Genomic DNA, 13,843 nt, shown 5'->3' with positions numbered 1-13,843 from the left:
GATCAGGCCGCGCGGGTCACGCTGCGGTCGGTCAGCACCGCGTGCAGGGTCTGGGCATGGTCGTTCGCGCGCAGCTTGGCGCAGAGGTCGGGGTCGCGCAGCGTGCGCGACACCGAGGCCAGGGCTTTCAGGTGCTCGACCCCGGCATCGCTGGGGGCGATCAGGCAGAAGACCAAGTCCACGGGCTGACGGTCGACGGCGCCGAAATCGAGCGGGCGCTCGAGCTTCAGGAACAGGCCACGCACCTTGTCCAGGTCGTCGAGCCGCGCGTGGGGCAGCGCCACACCGTGGCCCACGCCTGTGGGGCCCAGCCCCTCGCGGTCCAGCAGGGCTTCGCTCACACGGTCGGAATCCAGCCCCAACACCTCGTCGGCCAGATCGCCAAGCGTGTTGAACAGCCGTTTCTTGCTGCTGAGTGCAGGAACGACCCGCACGGACTCGAGCGTCAGCAAATCTGCAAGTGTCATGTCAGCCTGTATCGCTGGGCCTGACGCCGCGGTCAGGACGTTGTGTTGGGATCGATCCACCCGATATTGCCGTCATCGCGGCGGTAGACCACGTTCACTCCGTTGGCCTGCTTCTCGTTCCGGAACACCAGGACCGGGACGCCAGCCAGCTCCATCTGCATAACCGCTTCTCCGACCGACAGGGACGGGATGCGGGTTTCCATTTCAGCGACGATGATGGGCTGAAGCGTTTCCGGCTCGTCCGCGTCGTTATCGCTATTCGCGGCGAGGATATACGCGGAGCCTCCCGAGAGTTCAACGGGGTTCGGACGTTCGCGATGGTGGTCCTTCAACCGCCGCTTGTAGCGGCGCAACTGCTTTTCCATCTTCTCGTTCGCGGCGTCGAAGGCGGCGTAGATCTCGGTCTCCTTGGCTTTCGCCTGCACGCTCAGCCCCGACGACAGGTGCACCACGGTCTCGCAGGCGTATTCATGCGCGTCCTTCGAGAACACCACCAGGCAGTCGGTCGGACGACCGGGATACTTGGCGATCACGCCCTCGATCTCGGCCTTGCAATGGGCCTGCAGGGCTTCACCGATGTCGATCTGTTTGCCGCTGATCTGGTAACGCATGGTGGATCCTTCGCTAATGGTCATGGGTCGACCCGGGCATCGCGCCGGGACGGAAACCGCGCACTCAACCGGCGCTCGCCATGGGGCGAATGCCTGTCAAGTCTCTGGTATGGCAGGAAAGTCTGCGAAGATTGCCAATGTTGGTCGGTCTCTTCATCCCACGTATTTGGCGCCATTTGCGGTCCCGCTGTCAAGCTTTGCCCTCGCTGCAGCTGCAAACACGGGGGGTCGATCAGCCCAGGGAAAAGCTGTCGCCGAGGTAGACCCGGCGCACGTTTTCGTCGGCCACGACGGCCTCGGGCGGGCCGTCCATCAGCACGGTGCCGTCGTGCAGAATATAGGCGCGATCCACGATCGACAGGGTCTCGCGCACGTTGTGGTCGGTGATCAGCACACCGATCCCGCGCTGCGTCAGGCCCGCGACCAGGGCGCGGATGTCGCCCACGGCAATCGGGTCGACGCCGGCAAAGGGCTCGTCCAGCAGCAGGTACTTGGGTCCGGCGGCGAGGCAGCGGGCGATTTCGGCGCGGCGCCGCTCGCCCCCCGACAGGGCAAGCGCGGGCGTGCGGCGCAAATGCTCGATCGAGAACTCGGCCAGCAGCTTGTTCAGGCGATCCTGCCGTGCGGCGCGGTCCTTCAAGGTCAGCTCGAGGATGGCGAGGATGTTGTCCTCGACCGAGAGGCCCCGGAAAATGGACATTTCCTGCGGCAGATACCCGATGCCCATGCGGGCCCGTCGATACATGGGCAGCGACGTGACCTCGCGCCCGTCGACCATGACTTGGCCGCCTTCGGGCACGATCAGCCCGGCGATGGCGTAGAAGCAGGTGGTCTTGCCCGATCCGTTCGGACCCAGCAGCGCGACGACCTCGCCCCGGCCAAGCCGCAGGCTGACGTTGCGGATCACCGGCCGCCGCTTGTAGCTTTTCTGCAGGTTGCTGACGACCAGCCCCCCGCTGCCGGCGGAAGAATCGCCCTGGGTGCCGTCCATGTCAGTCGGCGCCGGGCTGGAACACGGTGCGCACGCGACCGTCCATGGTGCCGGTGCCGTTGTTCAGGTCGATCACGAGCCGATTCGACGACAGCGCGTTCTGGCCCTGCGTCAGGATCACGTCGCCCGTCATCACGACCTCGCCCGCGTCGATGTTGTAGACCGCTTCGCGCGACTCGGCCGCCTCGGCCCCGTTGACCAGCGTGACACCGCCCGATGCCCGAAGCTCGGATATGCGGCCCGCGCCGTCGGATCCATCGCCGTAGATCACGCGCAGCCGCTGCGACGACAGTTTCATCTCGCCCTGGGTGACCAGCACGTTGCCCGTGAACACCGCGGTGCCGTCGCCCTGGTTCACGTCCAGCGCATCGGACGCGACCTCGACCGGCAGGGACGTGTCCTGCGCCAGCCCGCCGAACTTGATGGCGGTTTCCTGCGCCACGGCGGGCGCGGCATGGACAAGGACAAGGGCCAGACCGGCCAGAAATCGTCTCACGATGCTACTCTCCCCTCGCGGCTTTGGGGTCGTATACCAGCTTCACCCCGTCGGTGAAATTCAGAACATAGGCCCCGTCCTCGCGGCGGACCGTCAGCTTGCCGGCGGTCAGGTCGCCCGGCGGTCCGGTGCCCTCGACAGTGCCCTCGCTGGTGACGCGCATCCGCGCGGCGTCGAGATCGAAGCCCTCCGCTTCGAGCCGGTAGCCGTCCGAGCTGCGCAGCGCGACGCCCTGGTTCAGCGTGGCGTCCCCGGTCACAGGGTCGAAATTGCCGCCCGGGGCCGACAGATCGATGCGGCTGCCCGACGGGTCTTCGAGCGTGGCGAGCAGGTTTTCGGCCGTGCCGCGCTGGGTGCCCTCGGCGCCGGGCGAGACCGACCGGGCGGTCACGGTCACCGCACCGCCATCGTCGGTCACGGCGGCATAGTTCGGTCCCGAGATCTGCTGGTCGACGATCAGGCGGTCCATCTCGACGCTGGAGAACGGCACCTCGTTACCGGTGCCCCGCCGGTCGGCCACGAGAAACAGGGTCGACAGGATCGCCAGCGCGACCAGCGGCAGCGCCACCTTCAGGAAGGCGACGCGGCGGGTATGGCGGTTGTCAAAGACGGCCATGGAAGTGCGTGTCCGGGGTCATGCCCGATAGATAGGGTGTGATCCGCCCCGGCAACACCTGCCAATTCGGCCCGGTCAGTGCGAGAAGACGTCGATCTCGGGCCAGCCTTCGAGATCCAGCAGCGCGCGGCTGGGCAGGAACGAGAAGCAGGCCTGCGCCAGCTCGGTCCGGCCCTCGCGCGCCAGGCGCTCGTCCAGCCGGTTGCGCAGCGTGTGCAGGTAGAGAACGTCCGACGCGGCATAGGCGACCTGCGCATCGCTCAGGGTTTCGGCGCCCCAGTCGCTTTGCTGTTGCATCTTCGAAATGTCCACGTCCGCCAGTTCCTGCAGCAGTTGCTTCAGACCGTGGCGGTCGGTGTAGGTGCGCGTCAGCTTGCTGGCGATCTTGGTGCAGTAGACCGGGGCCGCCAGCGCACCGAAGGCGTGGTACATCGCGGCGATGTCGAAGCGGCCGAAGTGGAAGAGCTTCAGGACGTCCGGGTCGCGCAGCAGCCGTTCCAGGTTGGGTGCGCTGTCCTGCCCGGGCGCCACCTGCACGAGATGCGCGTTGCCGTCGCCGCCCGACAGCTGGACCACGCACAGACGGTCGCGATGCGGGTTCAGGCCCATCGTCTCGCAGTCGATGGCGACGACCGGCCCCAGGTCCAGACCGTCGGGCAGGTCGTTCTGATAAAGCGTATTGGCCATGATCTCTCCTCGGACGCGGTGTCGTGCCGGACTTAACCCGCGCGCGGGGCGGCTGCTAGTGTTTGCGCAGCGCCTCGATCAGCTCGTCCTTGGTCATGTCCGACCGTCCGTCGACGCCGATCTCCTGCGCCCGGTCGTACAGGTCGTCCTTGGTCCACTCTTCGTAGGGGGGCGTTTCGCCGCCCTTCTCGCCCGGGTCCATGTCGTCGTTGGCCTGGGCATTGGCGATCCGGGCGGCCTTTTCCTTCGAGGCACCGTCTTCGCGCAGGGATTTGTAGGTTTCGTCGTCCTTTACGGACGGTCCATGATCCTTGGTCATCTCGGGCTCCGCGCTATTTCCTTGCCGAACGGGCCCTGCGCAGTGCGGGTTCCCACAGATCGACAAGGACCAACCCCGAATGGGCGAGACCGAAGAGAATTTCAAACGCGACAGCGAACAGTCTGCCAATACCAACAGCAAGGAAGAAAAGTCCGTCACTAAGGCCCAGCGGCTGACCGCGCCGCTGATCTACGAGGTCGTGCGCCGCGACGGCGCCGAGGAGATCACGCGCCCGAAGACGTCGCTGATCTTCTCGGGGCTGGCCGCCGGTATCCTGATCTCGTTCTCGGTGCTGGGCGAGGCGATCTTCCTGGCCCACCTGCCCAAGGGCCCGGCCTGGGTCCCGCTGGTCGAAAGCCTCGGCTACACGCTGGGCTTCCTGCTGGTGATCCTGGGGCGGATGCAACTGTTCACCGAGAACACCATCACCACCGTCCTGCCGCTGATAGCCAATCCCTGCTTCGAGTATATCTGGCTGGTGCTGCGGCTCTGGTTGATCGTTCTGGCCGCCAACGTCGTGGGTGCTTTCATCGCCGCGGCCTTTATGGGCTATTCCGGTGCCTTCCCGACCGAGATCCTGGCCGCCATCCACGAGATCAGCGAAAAGGCCACGACCATGCCGCCGCTGGAAGGGTTCGCGAAGGCCATCCCGGCCGGCGTCCTGATCGCCGCCGTGGTCTGGATGATCCCGACGCAGCCGCACAATCCCTTCATGATCATCCTCGTCTTCACGTGGCTGATTGCCGCAGGCGGCTTCACACACATCATCGCCGGGTCGGTCGAGATGGCCTACATGCTGATGCACGGGGGCATGGGCCTGGGGCAGGCGGTCTTCGGCTTCTTTATCCCGGTTTTCTTCGGCAACGTGGTCGGCGGCACCGCGGTTTTCGCGCTGATCACCTGGGGGCAGGTCAAGGCCGAAGTCGAAGAATAGTGCGACCGTCACGGCAAATGTGATGCGCGGGCGGTGGCAACTCATCCTCGCATTGCCTATCGTGCGGTAGACAAAGCGGGGGGCCGTCGTGATCGTAAACCGTTCCAGCGCAGGGATCTCGTGCGCCCTGTGCCTTTTGGCAGCGCCCGCATTCGCCTTCGAGAACCTGTCCTTCGTCGTCCAGGGCGGCGAGGATCTGGAAGACCAGCTGCGCAACTCGTCGCTGCTGGTGGCCGCCAAGGAGGAAGGCGTCACCGACCCGCAGGAGATCCTGTCGGCCGCCCGCGCGGATTACGGCCGGCTGATCGGGTCGCTCTACAACCAGGGCCATTACGGCGGGGTCATCAACATCCTCGTCAACGGGACCGAGGCCGACCGCATCTCGCCGTTGACGCGCATCGGCGCGATCAACGACGTGGTGGTACGGGTCGAGGCCGGGCCGAGCTACCTGTTCTCGCGCGCCGAGATCGCGCCGCTGGCGCCGGGGACCGAGCTGCCCGACGAATTCGCCATCGGCCAGACGGCCCGGTCGCCCATCATCGCCGACGCGGCGGCGGCCGGCGTGTCGGGCTGGCGCGACCAGGGCAACGCCAAGGCCGACATCGCCGATCAGCGCGTCCTGGCGCAGCACGACGCGAACACGCTGGACGTTCAGATCGCGCTGGCCCCTGGGCCGCGCGTCACGTTCGGCAACCTGATCCTGCAGGGCAGCGAAGCGGTGCGCCCCGAACGCCTGCGCGAGATCGCCGGGCTTCCGGTAGGCCAGGTCTTCAGCCCCGCCGACCTGGAAGAATCCTCGGCCCGCCTGCGCCGCACCGGCGTGTTCTCGTCGGTCGCCCTGACCGAGGCCGAGACGATCAACCCCGATGGCAGCATGGACATCATCGCGCAGCTGGCCGCGCGCGAGCCGCGGCGCATCGGTTTCGGCGCCGAGCTGTCGTCCATCGACGGCCTGACGCTCACCGGCTTCTGGCTGCACCGCAACCTGCTGGGCGGGGCCGAGCGGCTGCGCATCGACGGCGAGATCGCGGGCATCGGCGGATCGACCACGGGCGGCACCGATTACAGCTTCGGCGGCCGGTTCGAGCGTCCGGCCACCTTCGCCCCGGAAAACACCCTGGTCATCGAGGGCCGCGTCGCGCGACTGAACGAGGACGACTATTCATCGAACCTGGTGTCCTCGGGCATCGGGATCGAGCGGCGGGTGAACGACGACCTGACGATCTCCTACGGCCTCGGCCTGCGCTTCAGCGAGATCGAGGACGACGCCGGCACCACCGACTATGCGCTGGCGACTCTGCCGCTATCCGCGATCTACGACACGCGCGAACAGCCGCTGGACGCCAAGGACGGGCTGTATCTGAACCTCGACGTCACGCCCTTCGCCGGGCTGAACGATTCGACCGGCTCGGGCGTGCGCACCACCTTCGACGCGCGCAGCTACCTGAGCTTTGGCGAAGAGGATCGCATCACCCTGGCCGGCCGCGTCCAGGGGGGCAGCATCCTTGGTGCCGAACTGGACCGGGTGCCCAACGATTACCGCTTCTACTCGGGCGGGGGCGGCACCGTGCGGGGCCAGGAATACCAGTCGCTGGACGTCATGCTGAACGGGATCGAGTCGGGCGGCGCATCCTTCGTCGCCGTCCAGGCCGAACTGCGCGCCGGGATCACCGACAGCATCGGGCTGGTGGCCTTCTACGATTACGGCATCGTCGGGCGCGACGGCTTTCCGTCCAGCGGCGATGACAGTCACTCCGGCGCGGGTTTGGGCCTGCGCTATCTCACGCCCATCGGGCCGATCCGGCTGGACGTCGCCGCTCCGCTGAGCGGTCCGGGCGATCCGTCCGGGGTCGAAGTCTACGTGGGCATCGGACAGGCATTCTAGAGCATGACGATCAAACGCACCCTCCGCCGCGCCGCGCTGGCCCTGACGCTCTGCGCCCTTCCCGTCGCCGCGCAGGACAACGCCGACGAGGATGATGGCGGCGGCTTCCTGGAAAACCTGATCGAGGATCAGCTGTCCGGCCCCGGATTCCAGGTCAGCGTGCGCGGATTCGAAGGCGCATTGTCGTCGCGCGCCACGATCGAATCGCTGGTCATATCGGATGACAACGGCCCCTGGCTGACCGTGAACAACGCCGCGCTAGACTGGAACCGCGCGGCGCTGCTGCGCGGGCGCCTGTCGGTGAACGAGCTGTCGGCCGAGGAAATCCTCGTGCCGCGCCTGCCGCAGGGCGAGGAAACCGTCGATGTGCCCAACCCCGAGGCACAGCCGTTCTCGTTGCCGGACCTTCCGGTGTCGATCCAGATCGGCGAGATCAGCGCGGCCCGGGTCGAGCTGGGCGAAACAGTCATCGGTGTTCCCGCGGAACTGAGCCTTGACGGTTCGGCCTCGCTGGCCGGCGGCGAGGGCGAGGTCGATATCCGCGCCGAACGTCTGGACGGCGAACGCGGCGTGTTCGAAGTGTCGGGCAGCTACGAGAACGAATCCCGCAACCTGTCGGTGAACCTGCTGGTCGACGAGGGCGAGGACGGCATCGTAGCCTCGCTGATCGATCTGCCGGGCCGCCCGTCGCTGGAACTGCGGGTCGAGGGCGACGGCCCGCTTTCGGATTTCACCGCCGACATCGCCCTGCAGACCGCGGGCGAGCCGCGGCTGGACGGCACGGTCGAGCTGATCGAGGAAGAGGGCGACCAGCGCTTCGTCGCGAACCTGTCGGGCGATATCGCGCCGGTCTTCACCCCGCAATACCGCCCGTTCTTCGGCCCCAACATCCAGCTGGTGGCCGAGGGGCAGCGCGGCAGCGACGGCGCGGTGGCACTGGACCAGTTCCGCCTGCAGGCGCGGTCGCTGGACCTGCAAGGCCAGGTCCGGATCGGCGCCGACGGCGTGCCCGATTTCTTCGACGTGACGGGCGAGATCGCCAGCGAAGACGGTGCCGTGACCCTTCCCGTGGGTGAAGGCACGCAGGTCGACCGCGTGGGCCTGGACCTGCAATTCGATGCCAGCGAGTCCGAAGACTGGAACGCGCTGATCGAGATCGCCGGCCTGGACCAGCCCGGGATCGAGATCGCGAACGTCACCCTGGACGGCGGCGGCGTCATCGCGGGCGCGGGCAAAAGCTTGTCGGTCACCGCCGACCTGGACTTCTCGGCCGCGGGCCTGTCTTTCGACGACCCCGGCCTGGCCGAGGCGGTGGGCGACCGTCTGAATGGCCGGGTCGAGGTCGACTACGACGCGGGCGACCCCATCCTTCTGGAGACGCTGCGCCTGGCCGGTGCGGGGTTCCAGTTGCAGGGGTCGGGCCAGGTGGATCCGGACGGCGAGAACATCCCGGTCGCTCTGGACGCGCGGCTTGATGCCGATGACCTGGCCGTTTTCGCTGCGCTGGCCGGACGGCCGCTGTCGGGCGGGCTGTCGGCGGATGTCGCGCTTCAGGCGACGCTGCAGGACCAGGCTTTCGACCTGTCGCTGGATGGCAGCGCGCAGGACCTGGCGCTGGGCATCGACCAGGTTGACCCGCTTCTGCGCGGCGGAACACTGCTCGAGCTGCAGGCCATTCGCGACAGCGAAGGCACCCGCGTTCCCGTGCTGCGCATCGACAACGAGGCGATCGACCTGACCGGCGACGCGCGGATCACGTCCGAGCAGGGCGAGGCGCGCATCAATCTGACGGTGGACAATCTCGGCCGGATCGATCCCGAACTGGCCGGCCCCGCGACGGTTTCCCTCGAGGCCGTGAACCCGGGCGAGGCCTGGCAGATCGACCTCACCGCCTCGGGCGCCCGGGCCGATGTCACCGCGGATGTCACCGTCTCGGATCTCGAGGCCGACTCGCCCCTGGCCGAGGGTACGGCCGAGATCATCGCGCGCGACCTGTCGCAGTTCACCCCCTTCGTCGGGCGCGACCTGGGTGGATCGGTCGACCTGGCGCTGGACGGCCGGGCGCGGCTCGACACCTCGCTGGTCGAGGCCGAGATTTCCGGCCAGACGCGGGACGTGACCATCGACCAGCCCGAGGCCGACCGCTTGCTGCGCGGCGTGACCGAGATCGCGCTGCGACTGTCGAAGCTGCAAAGCCAGATCGATCTGCCCGAGCTGCTGGTCAGCAACCCGCAGATCACGCTGGAAGGCTCGGCGGGCATCGCGCCGCAGAACAGCACCGTGGACGTGCGGATCGACATGCCCAACCTGTCCGAAGTCGTGCCGTCCATGAGCGGCCCGGCCTCCGTCGTCCTGGACGCGGTCGAAGACGCCACCGGCTGGACCGTCGACCTGGACGCCACCGGCGCGGGGGCGCGGGTGATCGCGGACGGGCGGGTCACCGACCTGAACGCCGAGGACACATCACCCCTTGCCGCCGGCGATCTGAGCCTGGCCGTCGACGACCTGTCGGTTTTCTCCGAGCTTGCACGGCGCGAACTGGGCGGCACCGTGGACCTGTCGGCCGAGGGCGAGGCGCGGTTCGACCTGTCGCAGGCCAGCGGCACCGTCGAGGGGACGACACGCAACCTCGCGCTGGGCCAGGCCGAGCTCAACCGCCTGTTCGCGGGTCTGACCCAACTGGCCGCCGAGGCCAGCAAGGACGGCGACGCGATCCGCGTTCCGAACCTTACGCTCAGCAACCCGCAGATCAGCGTGGATGCGAACGGACAGTACGGCCCCGGTGACAGCGCCGTGCAGGCCAACGTGAATTTCCCGAACCTGGGCGATATCGTGCCCGAGATGTCGGGACCGGGCAGCGTCGACCTGTTCGCCGAAGAGGTGGGCGAGATCTGGCAGGCGTCTCTGGACGGCACCGGCGCCGGGGTCGACCTGTCGGCCATGGCCGAGGTCGCCGACCTGACCGAAACGCCCCGCGTCGATGGCCGGGTCGAATTGACCGCCGCCGACCTGTCGCGCTTCCGCCGGCTGGCGAACCGGGACCTGCGGGGCGCGGTCGACCTGACGGCCGAGGGCAGCGGGACGGTCGATGGCAGCCGCTTCGACGTGATGGCCGACGTGACCGCCAACCGGCTGGCCGTGGGGATCCCGCAGGTCGACCAATTGCTGGCCGGGCGCACGACCCTGGCCGCCGTCGCCAGCCGCGATGGCGCCGATGCCCCGATCCGGGTGCGGACCTTCAACCTGGACAGCCCCGGCCTGGACGCCTCGGCGCAGGGCACGCTGCTGGGGGGCAACAGCAACCTGACCTTCAACGCGCGGCTGGCCAATCTCGGCGCCTTCGTTCCCGAGATCAGCGGCCCCGTCACGGCGCAGGGCCGGGCGGGGCAGGCGGGGTCGTCCTTCACGCTGGATATCGGCGTGACCGGGCCGCAAGGGATCACCGCGCAGGTGGATGGCCGCGTGGCGGAAAGCTTCGACAGCGCGAACCTGCGGGTGAACGGATCGTCTCCCCTGCGGCTGGCGAACCCGTTCCTCGGCTCGAACTCGATCACCGGGCAGGCCAATTTCGACGTGGCGCTGAACGGTCCGCTGCAATTGTCGTCGGTGACGGGGCAGGTCACGGTGGGCGGCGGCCGGTTCGTCGTGCCCTCCGTGCCGCTGACGCTGGCCGACCTGAATGCGACGGCGCGGCTGAACGGCAACTCGGTCCAGCTGAACGCGACGGCCAGCAATCCCGAGGGCGGGCAGTTGCGCGTGTCGGGGCCCATCGGCCTCAGCGGCGGGTTCAACGCCGATCTCCTGGTCGAACTCCTGGGCTTCGCGCTCGAAGATCCGCGTCTCTACACCACGTCGCTCGACGGCCGAATCAACGTGAACGGCCCGCTGACCGGCGGCGCGCGCATCGCCGGCGGCATCCAGATCGGCGAGACCGAGCTGCGGATTCCGTCGACCGGTTTGGGTGCGACGGGACCGATCCCCGACGGGCTGGTTCACCGGAACGAGCCCGCCGATGTCCGCGCCACCCGCGCCCGCGCCGGGCTGATCGAGGAGCCCGGATCGGGGGGCGGTGGCGGCGTGGCCTATCCGCTCGACCTGACGATTTCCGCGCCGAACCGGATCTTCGTGCGGGGCCGCGGCCTGGATGCCGAGCTTGGCGGCCAGCTGACCGTGCGCGGCACGACCGCCGATATCATCCCGGCGGGGCAGTTCGACCTGATCCGCGGTCGTCTGGATCTTCTGGGACAGCGGCTCAACCTGACCGAGGGCCAGGTGACCCTGGCGGGCAATTTCACGCCCCGGATCCGACTGGTGGCCGAAACCGACGCGGGCGACGTGACCGTGCGGATCGTGGTCGAGGGTGAAGCGCTGAGCCCCGAGATCAGTTTCCTGTCCGACCCCGAATTGCCCGAGGACGAGGTGCTGTCCCGGCTGTTGTTCGGTCGGTCGATCGACAACATCTCGCCTTTGCAGGCGGCGCAGCTGGCCTCGGCCGTCGCGACCCTGGCGGGCCGGGGCGGCGACGGAATCATCGGGAACCTTCGGCAGAGCACCGGGTTGGACGATCTTGATATTACGACTGACGAGGATGGAAACGTGGGTGTCCGGGCCGGAGCCTACCTGTCGGAGAACCTGTATACGGACGTCACGGTCGACGCGACTGGCGAGGCCGAGATCAATCTCAATCTCGACGTCACGAACTCGATCACCGTGCGCGGCGGTGCCAGCAACAGCGGCGAGACCTCGCTGGGCATCTTCTTCGAGCGGGACTACTGACCGGGCCGCGACATTTTAGCCACATGAACCGTTCCGGCATGGATTTTCGGATTCACTCGGAACCGGTCCTCGCCGCGGTCGTTTGTCAAATGACATAACCTGATAGACGCCACTTCGGAGCGCCTGAATGCTTTATCTTGCACTGATCTTCTTCATGGCTGCACTTGCCACGGGATTGCTGGGCTTTGGTGGCCTGGCAAGCGCGGTAGCGGGCCTGGCGCAGATCGCTTTTTTCGTGTGCCTGCTGACGTCGTTGATCCTGTTCGCGATGAAGGTGGCGAACGACCGCTAAGGCTGCAGAAGCTGCTCGAAAGAAAAAGGGAAGGCCTCGGCCTTCCCTTTTTTTGTGCGGTAGTGCTCGCGGCCGGCCGCGACGGTATCAGGTTCCCTTCAGCGACTCGGTGCTGGCGAAGAACATGGCCTGGCTCACGGCTGAGCGGACCTGCTCCTCGGAATAGGGCTTGGCGATCATGAAGGCCGGTTCGGGCTTGTCGCCGGTCAGCAGACGTTCGGGGAAGGCGGTGATGAAGATCACCGGGATATCCCCGAATTGGCCAAGGATATCGTTTACCGCATCGATGCCGCTGGAATTATCGGCCAGCTGGATGTCGGCCAGGATCAGGTCCGGCTTGTCCTTGGCGCCCAGGTCCACGGCCGAGGACCGGGTCCGGGCGATACCAGTGATCTGGTGACCCATTTCGGAAACGATCGAATGGATATCCATGGCGATGATCGCCTCGTCCTCGATGATCATGACCTTGCCCGCCATCGAGCGTTCCATCTCGGCGATTGCGATATCGACGAGGCCGGAGGCTTCCGACGCGTCGATGCCCATAATTTTGCCCACGTTCTCGAAACTGAACCCCTCGATGGTGGACAGCAAAAGCGCCTCGCGCGTGTTCGACGTCAGCCCGGCCATGTGGTCCAGCGCGGCGCTTTCCATGCGGGTGCGCGGATCCTCTGTGTCCGCCGTGGGCGCGCCCGCGGTCGACCAGATCCGATGGAATGCATTGAAAAGTGCAACCTTTGGCTCGGCATCGCGTTGGAAGATAGAAGGCTCTTGCAGAATCGCCTCTAGGGTAGCGGCGGCGTAATTGTCCCCGGTCCTTTGCGACCCTGTCAGAGCGCGCGCGTAGCGACGCAAGTAAGGCAGGTCCTGAGCGATGGTATCGGACAGGTCCAGCGTGGGGTTGTTGGTAGTCATTACTGTGTCCCTGATTTTGTCTGGAACAACACGCGGGAAGCGGCGTTTGTTCCGGGCCAAGTAGAAATTCCGTCAGGTCCTGCACAGCGAACCCTTTATGTCGTCAGAAAAGAAGCCCGATAGAGTCATGCGCCAGATCGATGAGAACCTCAGGCGTGTGTATCGCCAGGATGCCGGCGAAGATGTGCCTGATCGATTCAAGCGACTGCTTCAGCAGCTCAAGGAACAGGAAGCCGGTTCCGGTGGGCAGGTCGAACCGGATGAATGATATCCAAGACCCCCGGGACGAGCTGATCGAACACCTTGGTGCCCTGCGTGCCTTCGCGATGTCCCTTACCCGAAATTCCGCCGCCGCCGACGACCTGGTGCAGGACACCATCGAGAAGGCGTGGAAGAACATGGACAAGTTCCAGCCCGGCACGAACCTGCGGGCGTGGTTGTTCACGATTCAGCGTAACGCCTTCTACTCGATCCGCCGCAAGGCCAAACGCGAGGTCGCGGATGTCGACGGCGTGATGGCCGCGGGCATGTCCGAGAAGCCGCACCATGACGGGCGTCTCGCCATGAACGATTTCCGCAAGGCGTTCGAAAAACTGCCCGACGAACAGCGCGAGGCGCTGATGCTGGTGGGCGCGTCCGGGTTTGCCTACGAAGAGGCCGCCGAGATGTGCGGCGTCGCCGTCGGCACGATCAAGAGCCGCGCCAATCGCGGCCGCCGCCGGCTTGCCGAACTGATGGAGCTGGACCCGGACGAAGATCCGGTGATCCAGGATTCAACCAACGATTCCGTCATCACCACATCGCATACGCGGCAGGGCTAAGTCATGCTACCTGGCGGGCGGGGAATTGACGGTCTG

14 protein-coding genes are annotated in these 13,843 nt (G+C 66.7%); 6 read left to right on the top strand and 8 right to left on the bottom strand.

Annotated elements, in window-relative coordinates:
- Nucleotides 1-2 precede the first annotated feature (2 nt).
- The 7 genes from BMX96_RS07395 to BMX96_RS07365 all read right to left on the bottom strand — a co-directional run bounded on the left by BMX96_RS07395 (nt 3) and on the right by BMX96_RS07365 (nt 4,187).
- Nucleotides 3-467 carry a PTS sugar transporter subunit IIA gene (locus tag BMX96_RS07395; protein WP_091844929.1) on the bottom strand — a complete coding sequence of 155 codons (465 nt, stop codon included), beginning with the start codon at nt 465-467 and terminating at the stop codon, nt 3-5.
- Nucleotides 468-499: 32 nt separating this feature from the next.
- The gene (gene hpf / locus BMX96_RS07390; RefSeq protein WP_073126726.1) at nt 500-1,078 is read right to left on the bottom strand and encodes a ribosome hibernation-promoting factor, HPF/YfiA family; all 579 of its coding nucleotides are present in this window, start codon (nt 1,076-1,078) and stop codon (nt 500-502) included.
- Nucleotides 1,079-1,310: 232 nt separating this feature from the next.
- Nucleotides 1,311-2,069 carry an LPS export ABC transporter ATP-binding protein gene (gene lptB, locus BMX96_RS07385; protein ID WP_091844928.1) on the bottom strand — a complete coding sequence of 253 codons (759 nt, stop codon included), beginning with the start codon at nt 2,067-2,069 and terminating at the stop codon, nt 1,311-1,313.
- 1 nt (nt 2,070) lies between these two features.
- Complete coding sequence (locus BMX96_RS07380) at nt 2,071-2,565, bottom strand: LptA/OstA family protein (protein ID WP_091844927.1); 495 nt, start codon at nt 2,563-2,565, stop codon at nt 2,071-2,073.
- Between the two features lie 4 nt (nt 2,566-2,569).
- The gene (locus tag BMX96_RS07375; protein WP_073126719.1) at nt 2,570-3,181 is read right to left on the bottom strand and encodes a hypothetical protein; all 612 of its coding nucleotides are present in this window, start codon (nt 3,179-3,181) and stop codon (nt 2,570-2,572) included.
- Nucleotides 3,182-3,256: 75 nt separating this feature from the next.
- On the bottom strand, nt 3,257-3,868 hold the full coding sequence (locus BMX96_RS07370; protein ID WP_091844926.1) for a ribonuclease D: 612 nt from the start codon (nt 3,866-3,868) through the stop codon (nt 3,257-3,259).
- Nucleotides 3,869-3,923: 55 nt separating this feature from the next.
- The gene (locus BMX96_RS07365; protein WP_091844925.1) at nt 3,924-4,187 is read right to left on the bottom strand and encodes a DUF7218 family protein; all 264 of its coding nucleotides are present in this window, start codon (nt 4,185-4,187) and stop codon (nt 3,924-3,926) included.
- 79 nt (nt 4,188-4,266) lie between these two features.
- On the opposite strand from BMX96_RS07365, the gene BMX96_RS07360 reads away from it, so the two are divergent.
- The 4 genes from BMX96_RS07360 (at nt 4,267) to BMX96_RS07345 (ending at nt 12,074) form a co-directional block, all read left to right on the top strand.
- Entirely contained in the window at nt 4,267-5,121 is an 855-nt protein-coding gene (locus BMX96_RS07360) for a formate/nitrite transporter family protein (RefSeq protein WP_091844924.1), read from the top strand.
- 136 nt (nt 5,122-5,257) lie between these two features.
- Nucleotides 5,258-7,006 carry an autotransporter assembly complex protein TamA gene (locus tag BMX96_RS07355; RefSeq protein ID WP_236736994.1) on the top strand — a complete coding sequence of 583 codons (1,749 nt, stop codon included), beginning with the start codon at nt 5,258-5,260 and terminating at the stop codon, nt 7,004-7,006.
- 3 nt (nt 7,007-7,009) lie between these two features.
- A complete protein-coding gene (locus BMX96_RS07350; protein ID WP_091844923.1) occupies nt 7,010-11,782 on the top strand; it encodes a translocation/assembly module TamB domain-containing protein in 4,773 nt (1,590 codons plus the stop codon).
- A gap of 127 nt (nt 11,783-11,909) precedes the next feature.
- A complete protein-coding gene (locus BMX96_RS07345; protein WP_091844922.1) occupies nt 11,910-12,074 on the top strand; it encodes a DUF1328 domain-containing protein in 165 nt (54 codons plus the stop codon).
- A gap of 87 nt (nt 12,075-12,161) precedes the next feature.
- Here the strand turns inward: BMX96_RS07345 and BMX96_RS07340 are convergent, their stop codons facing one another.
- Complete coding sequence (locus BMX96_RS07340) at nt 12,162-12,986, bottom strand: response regulator (protein WP_091844921.1); 825 nt, start codon at nt 12,984-12,986, stop codon at nt 12,162-12,164.
- A gap of 127 nt (nt 12,987-13,113) precedes the next feature.
- Between BMX96_RS07340 and BMX96_RS07335 the strand changes: the two genes are divergently transcribed.
- Nucleotides 13,114-13,254: a NepR family anti-sigma factor gene (locus tag BMX96_RS07335; protein WP_236736993.1), complete on the top strand. Its 141-nt coding sequence runs from the start codon at nt 13,114-13,116 to the stop codon at nt 13,252-13,254.
- Entirely contained in the window at nt 13,247-13,807 is a 561-nt protein-coding gene (locus BMX96_RS07330; protein ID WP_073126705.1) for an RNA polymerase sigma factor, read from the top strand. Before BMX96_RS07335 ends, BMX96_RS07330 begins: the two co-directional genes overlap by 8 nt.
- Nucleotides 13,808-13,843 lie beyond the last annotated feature (36 nt).

Origin of the sequence: Palleronia pelagia (assembly GCF_900110115.1) — a bacterium.
Classification (GTDB): Bacteria; Pseudomonadota; Alphaproteobacteria; order Rhodobacterales; family Rhodobacteraceae; genus Palleronia; species Palleronia pelagia.
This window is presented reverse-complemented; position numbering and strand designations above follow the sequence as displayed.

Bases quoted from the DNA above. Each gene is read 5' to 3' on its own strand.
- BMX96_RS07395 (WP_091844929.1), bottom strand. From the start codon at position 467: ATGACACTTGCAGATTTGCTGACGCTCGAGTCCGTGCGGGTCGTTCCT.
- hpf (WP_073126726.1), bottom strand. From the start codon at position 1,078: ATGCGTTACCAGATCAGCGGCAAACAGATCGACATCGGTGAAGCCCTG.
- lptB (WP_091844928.1), bottom strand. From the start codon at position 2,069: ATGGACGGCACCCAGGGCGATTCTTCCGCCGGCAGCGGGGGGCTGGTC.
- BMX96_RS07375 (WP_073126719.1), bottom strand. From the start codon at position 3,181: ATGGCCGTCTTTGACAACCGCCATACCCGCCGCGTCGCCTTCCTGAAG.
- BMX96_RS07370 (WP_091844926.1), bottom strand. From the start codon at position 3,868: ATGGCCAATACGCTTTATCAGAACGACCTGCCCGACGGTCTGGACCTG.
- BMX96_RS07365 (WP_091844925.1), bottom strand. From the start codon at position 4,187: ATGACCAAGGATCATGGACCGTCCGTAAAGGACGACGAAACCTACAAA.
- BMX96_RS07360 (WP_091844924.1), top strand. From the start codon at position 4,267: ATGGGCGAGACCGAAGAGAATTTCAAACGCGACAGCGAACAGTCTGCC.
- BMX96_RS07350 (WP_091844923.1), top strand. From the start codon at position 7,010: ATGACGATCAAACGCACCCTCCGCCGCGCCGCGCTGGCCCTGACGCTC.
- BMX96_RS07345 (WP_091844922.1), top strand. From the start codon at position 11,910: ATGCTTTATCTTGCACTGATCTTCTTCATGGCTGCACTTGCCACGGGA.
- BMX96_RS07340 (WP_091844921.1), bottom strand. From the start codon at position 12,986: ATGACTACCAACAACCCCACGCTGGACCTGTCCGATACCATCGCTCAG.
- BMX96_RS07335 (WP_236736993.1), top strand. From the start codon at position 13,114: ATGCGCCAGATCGATGAGAACCTCAGGCGTGTGTATCGCCAGGATGCC.
- BMX96_RS07330 (WP_073126705.1), top strand. From the start codon at position 13,247: ATGAATGATATCCAAGACCCCCGGGACGAGCTGATCGAACACCTTGGT.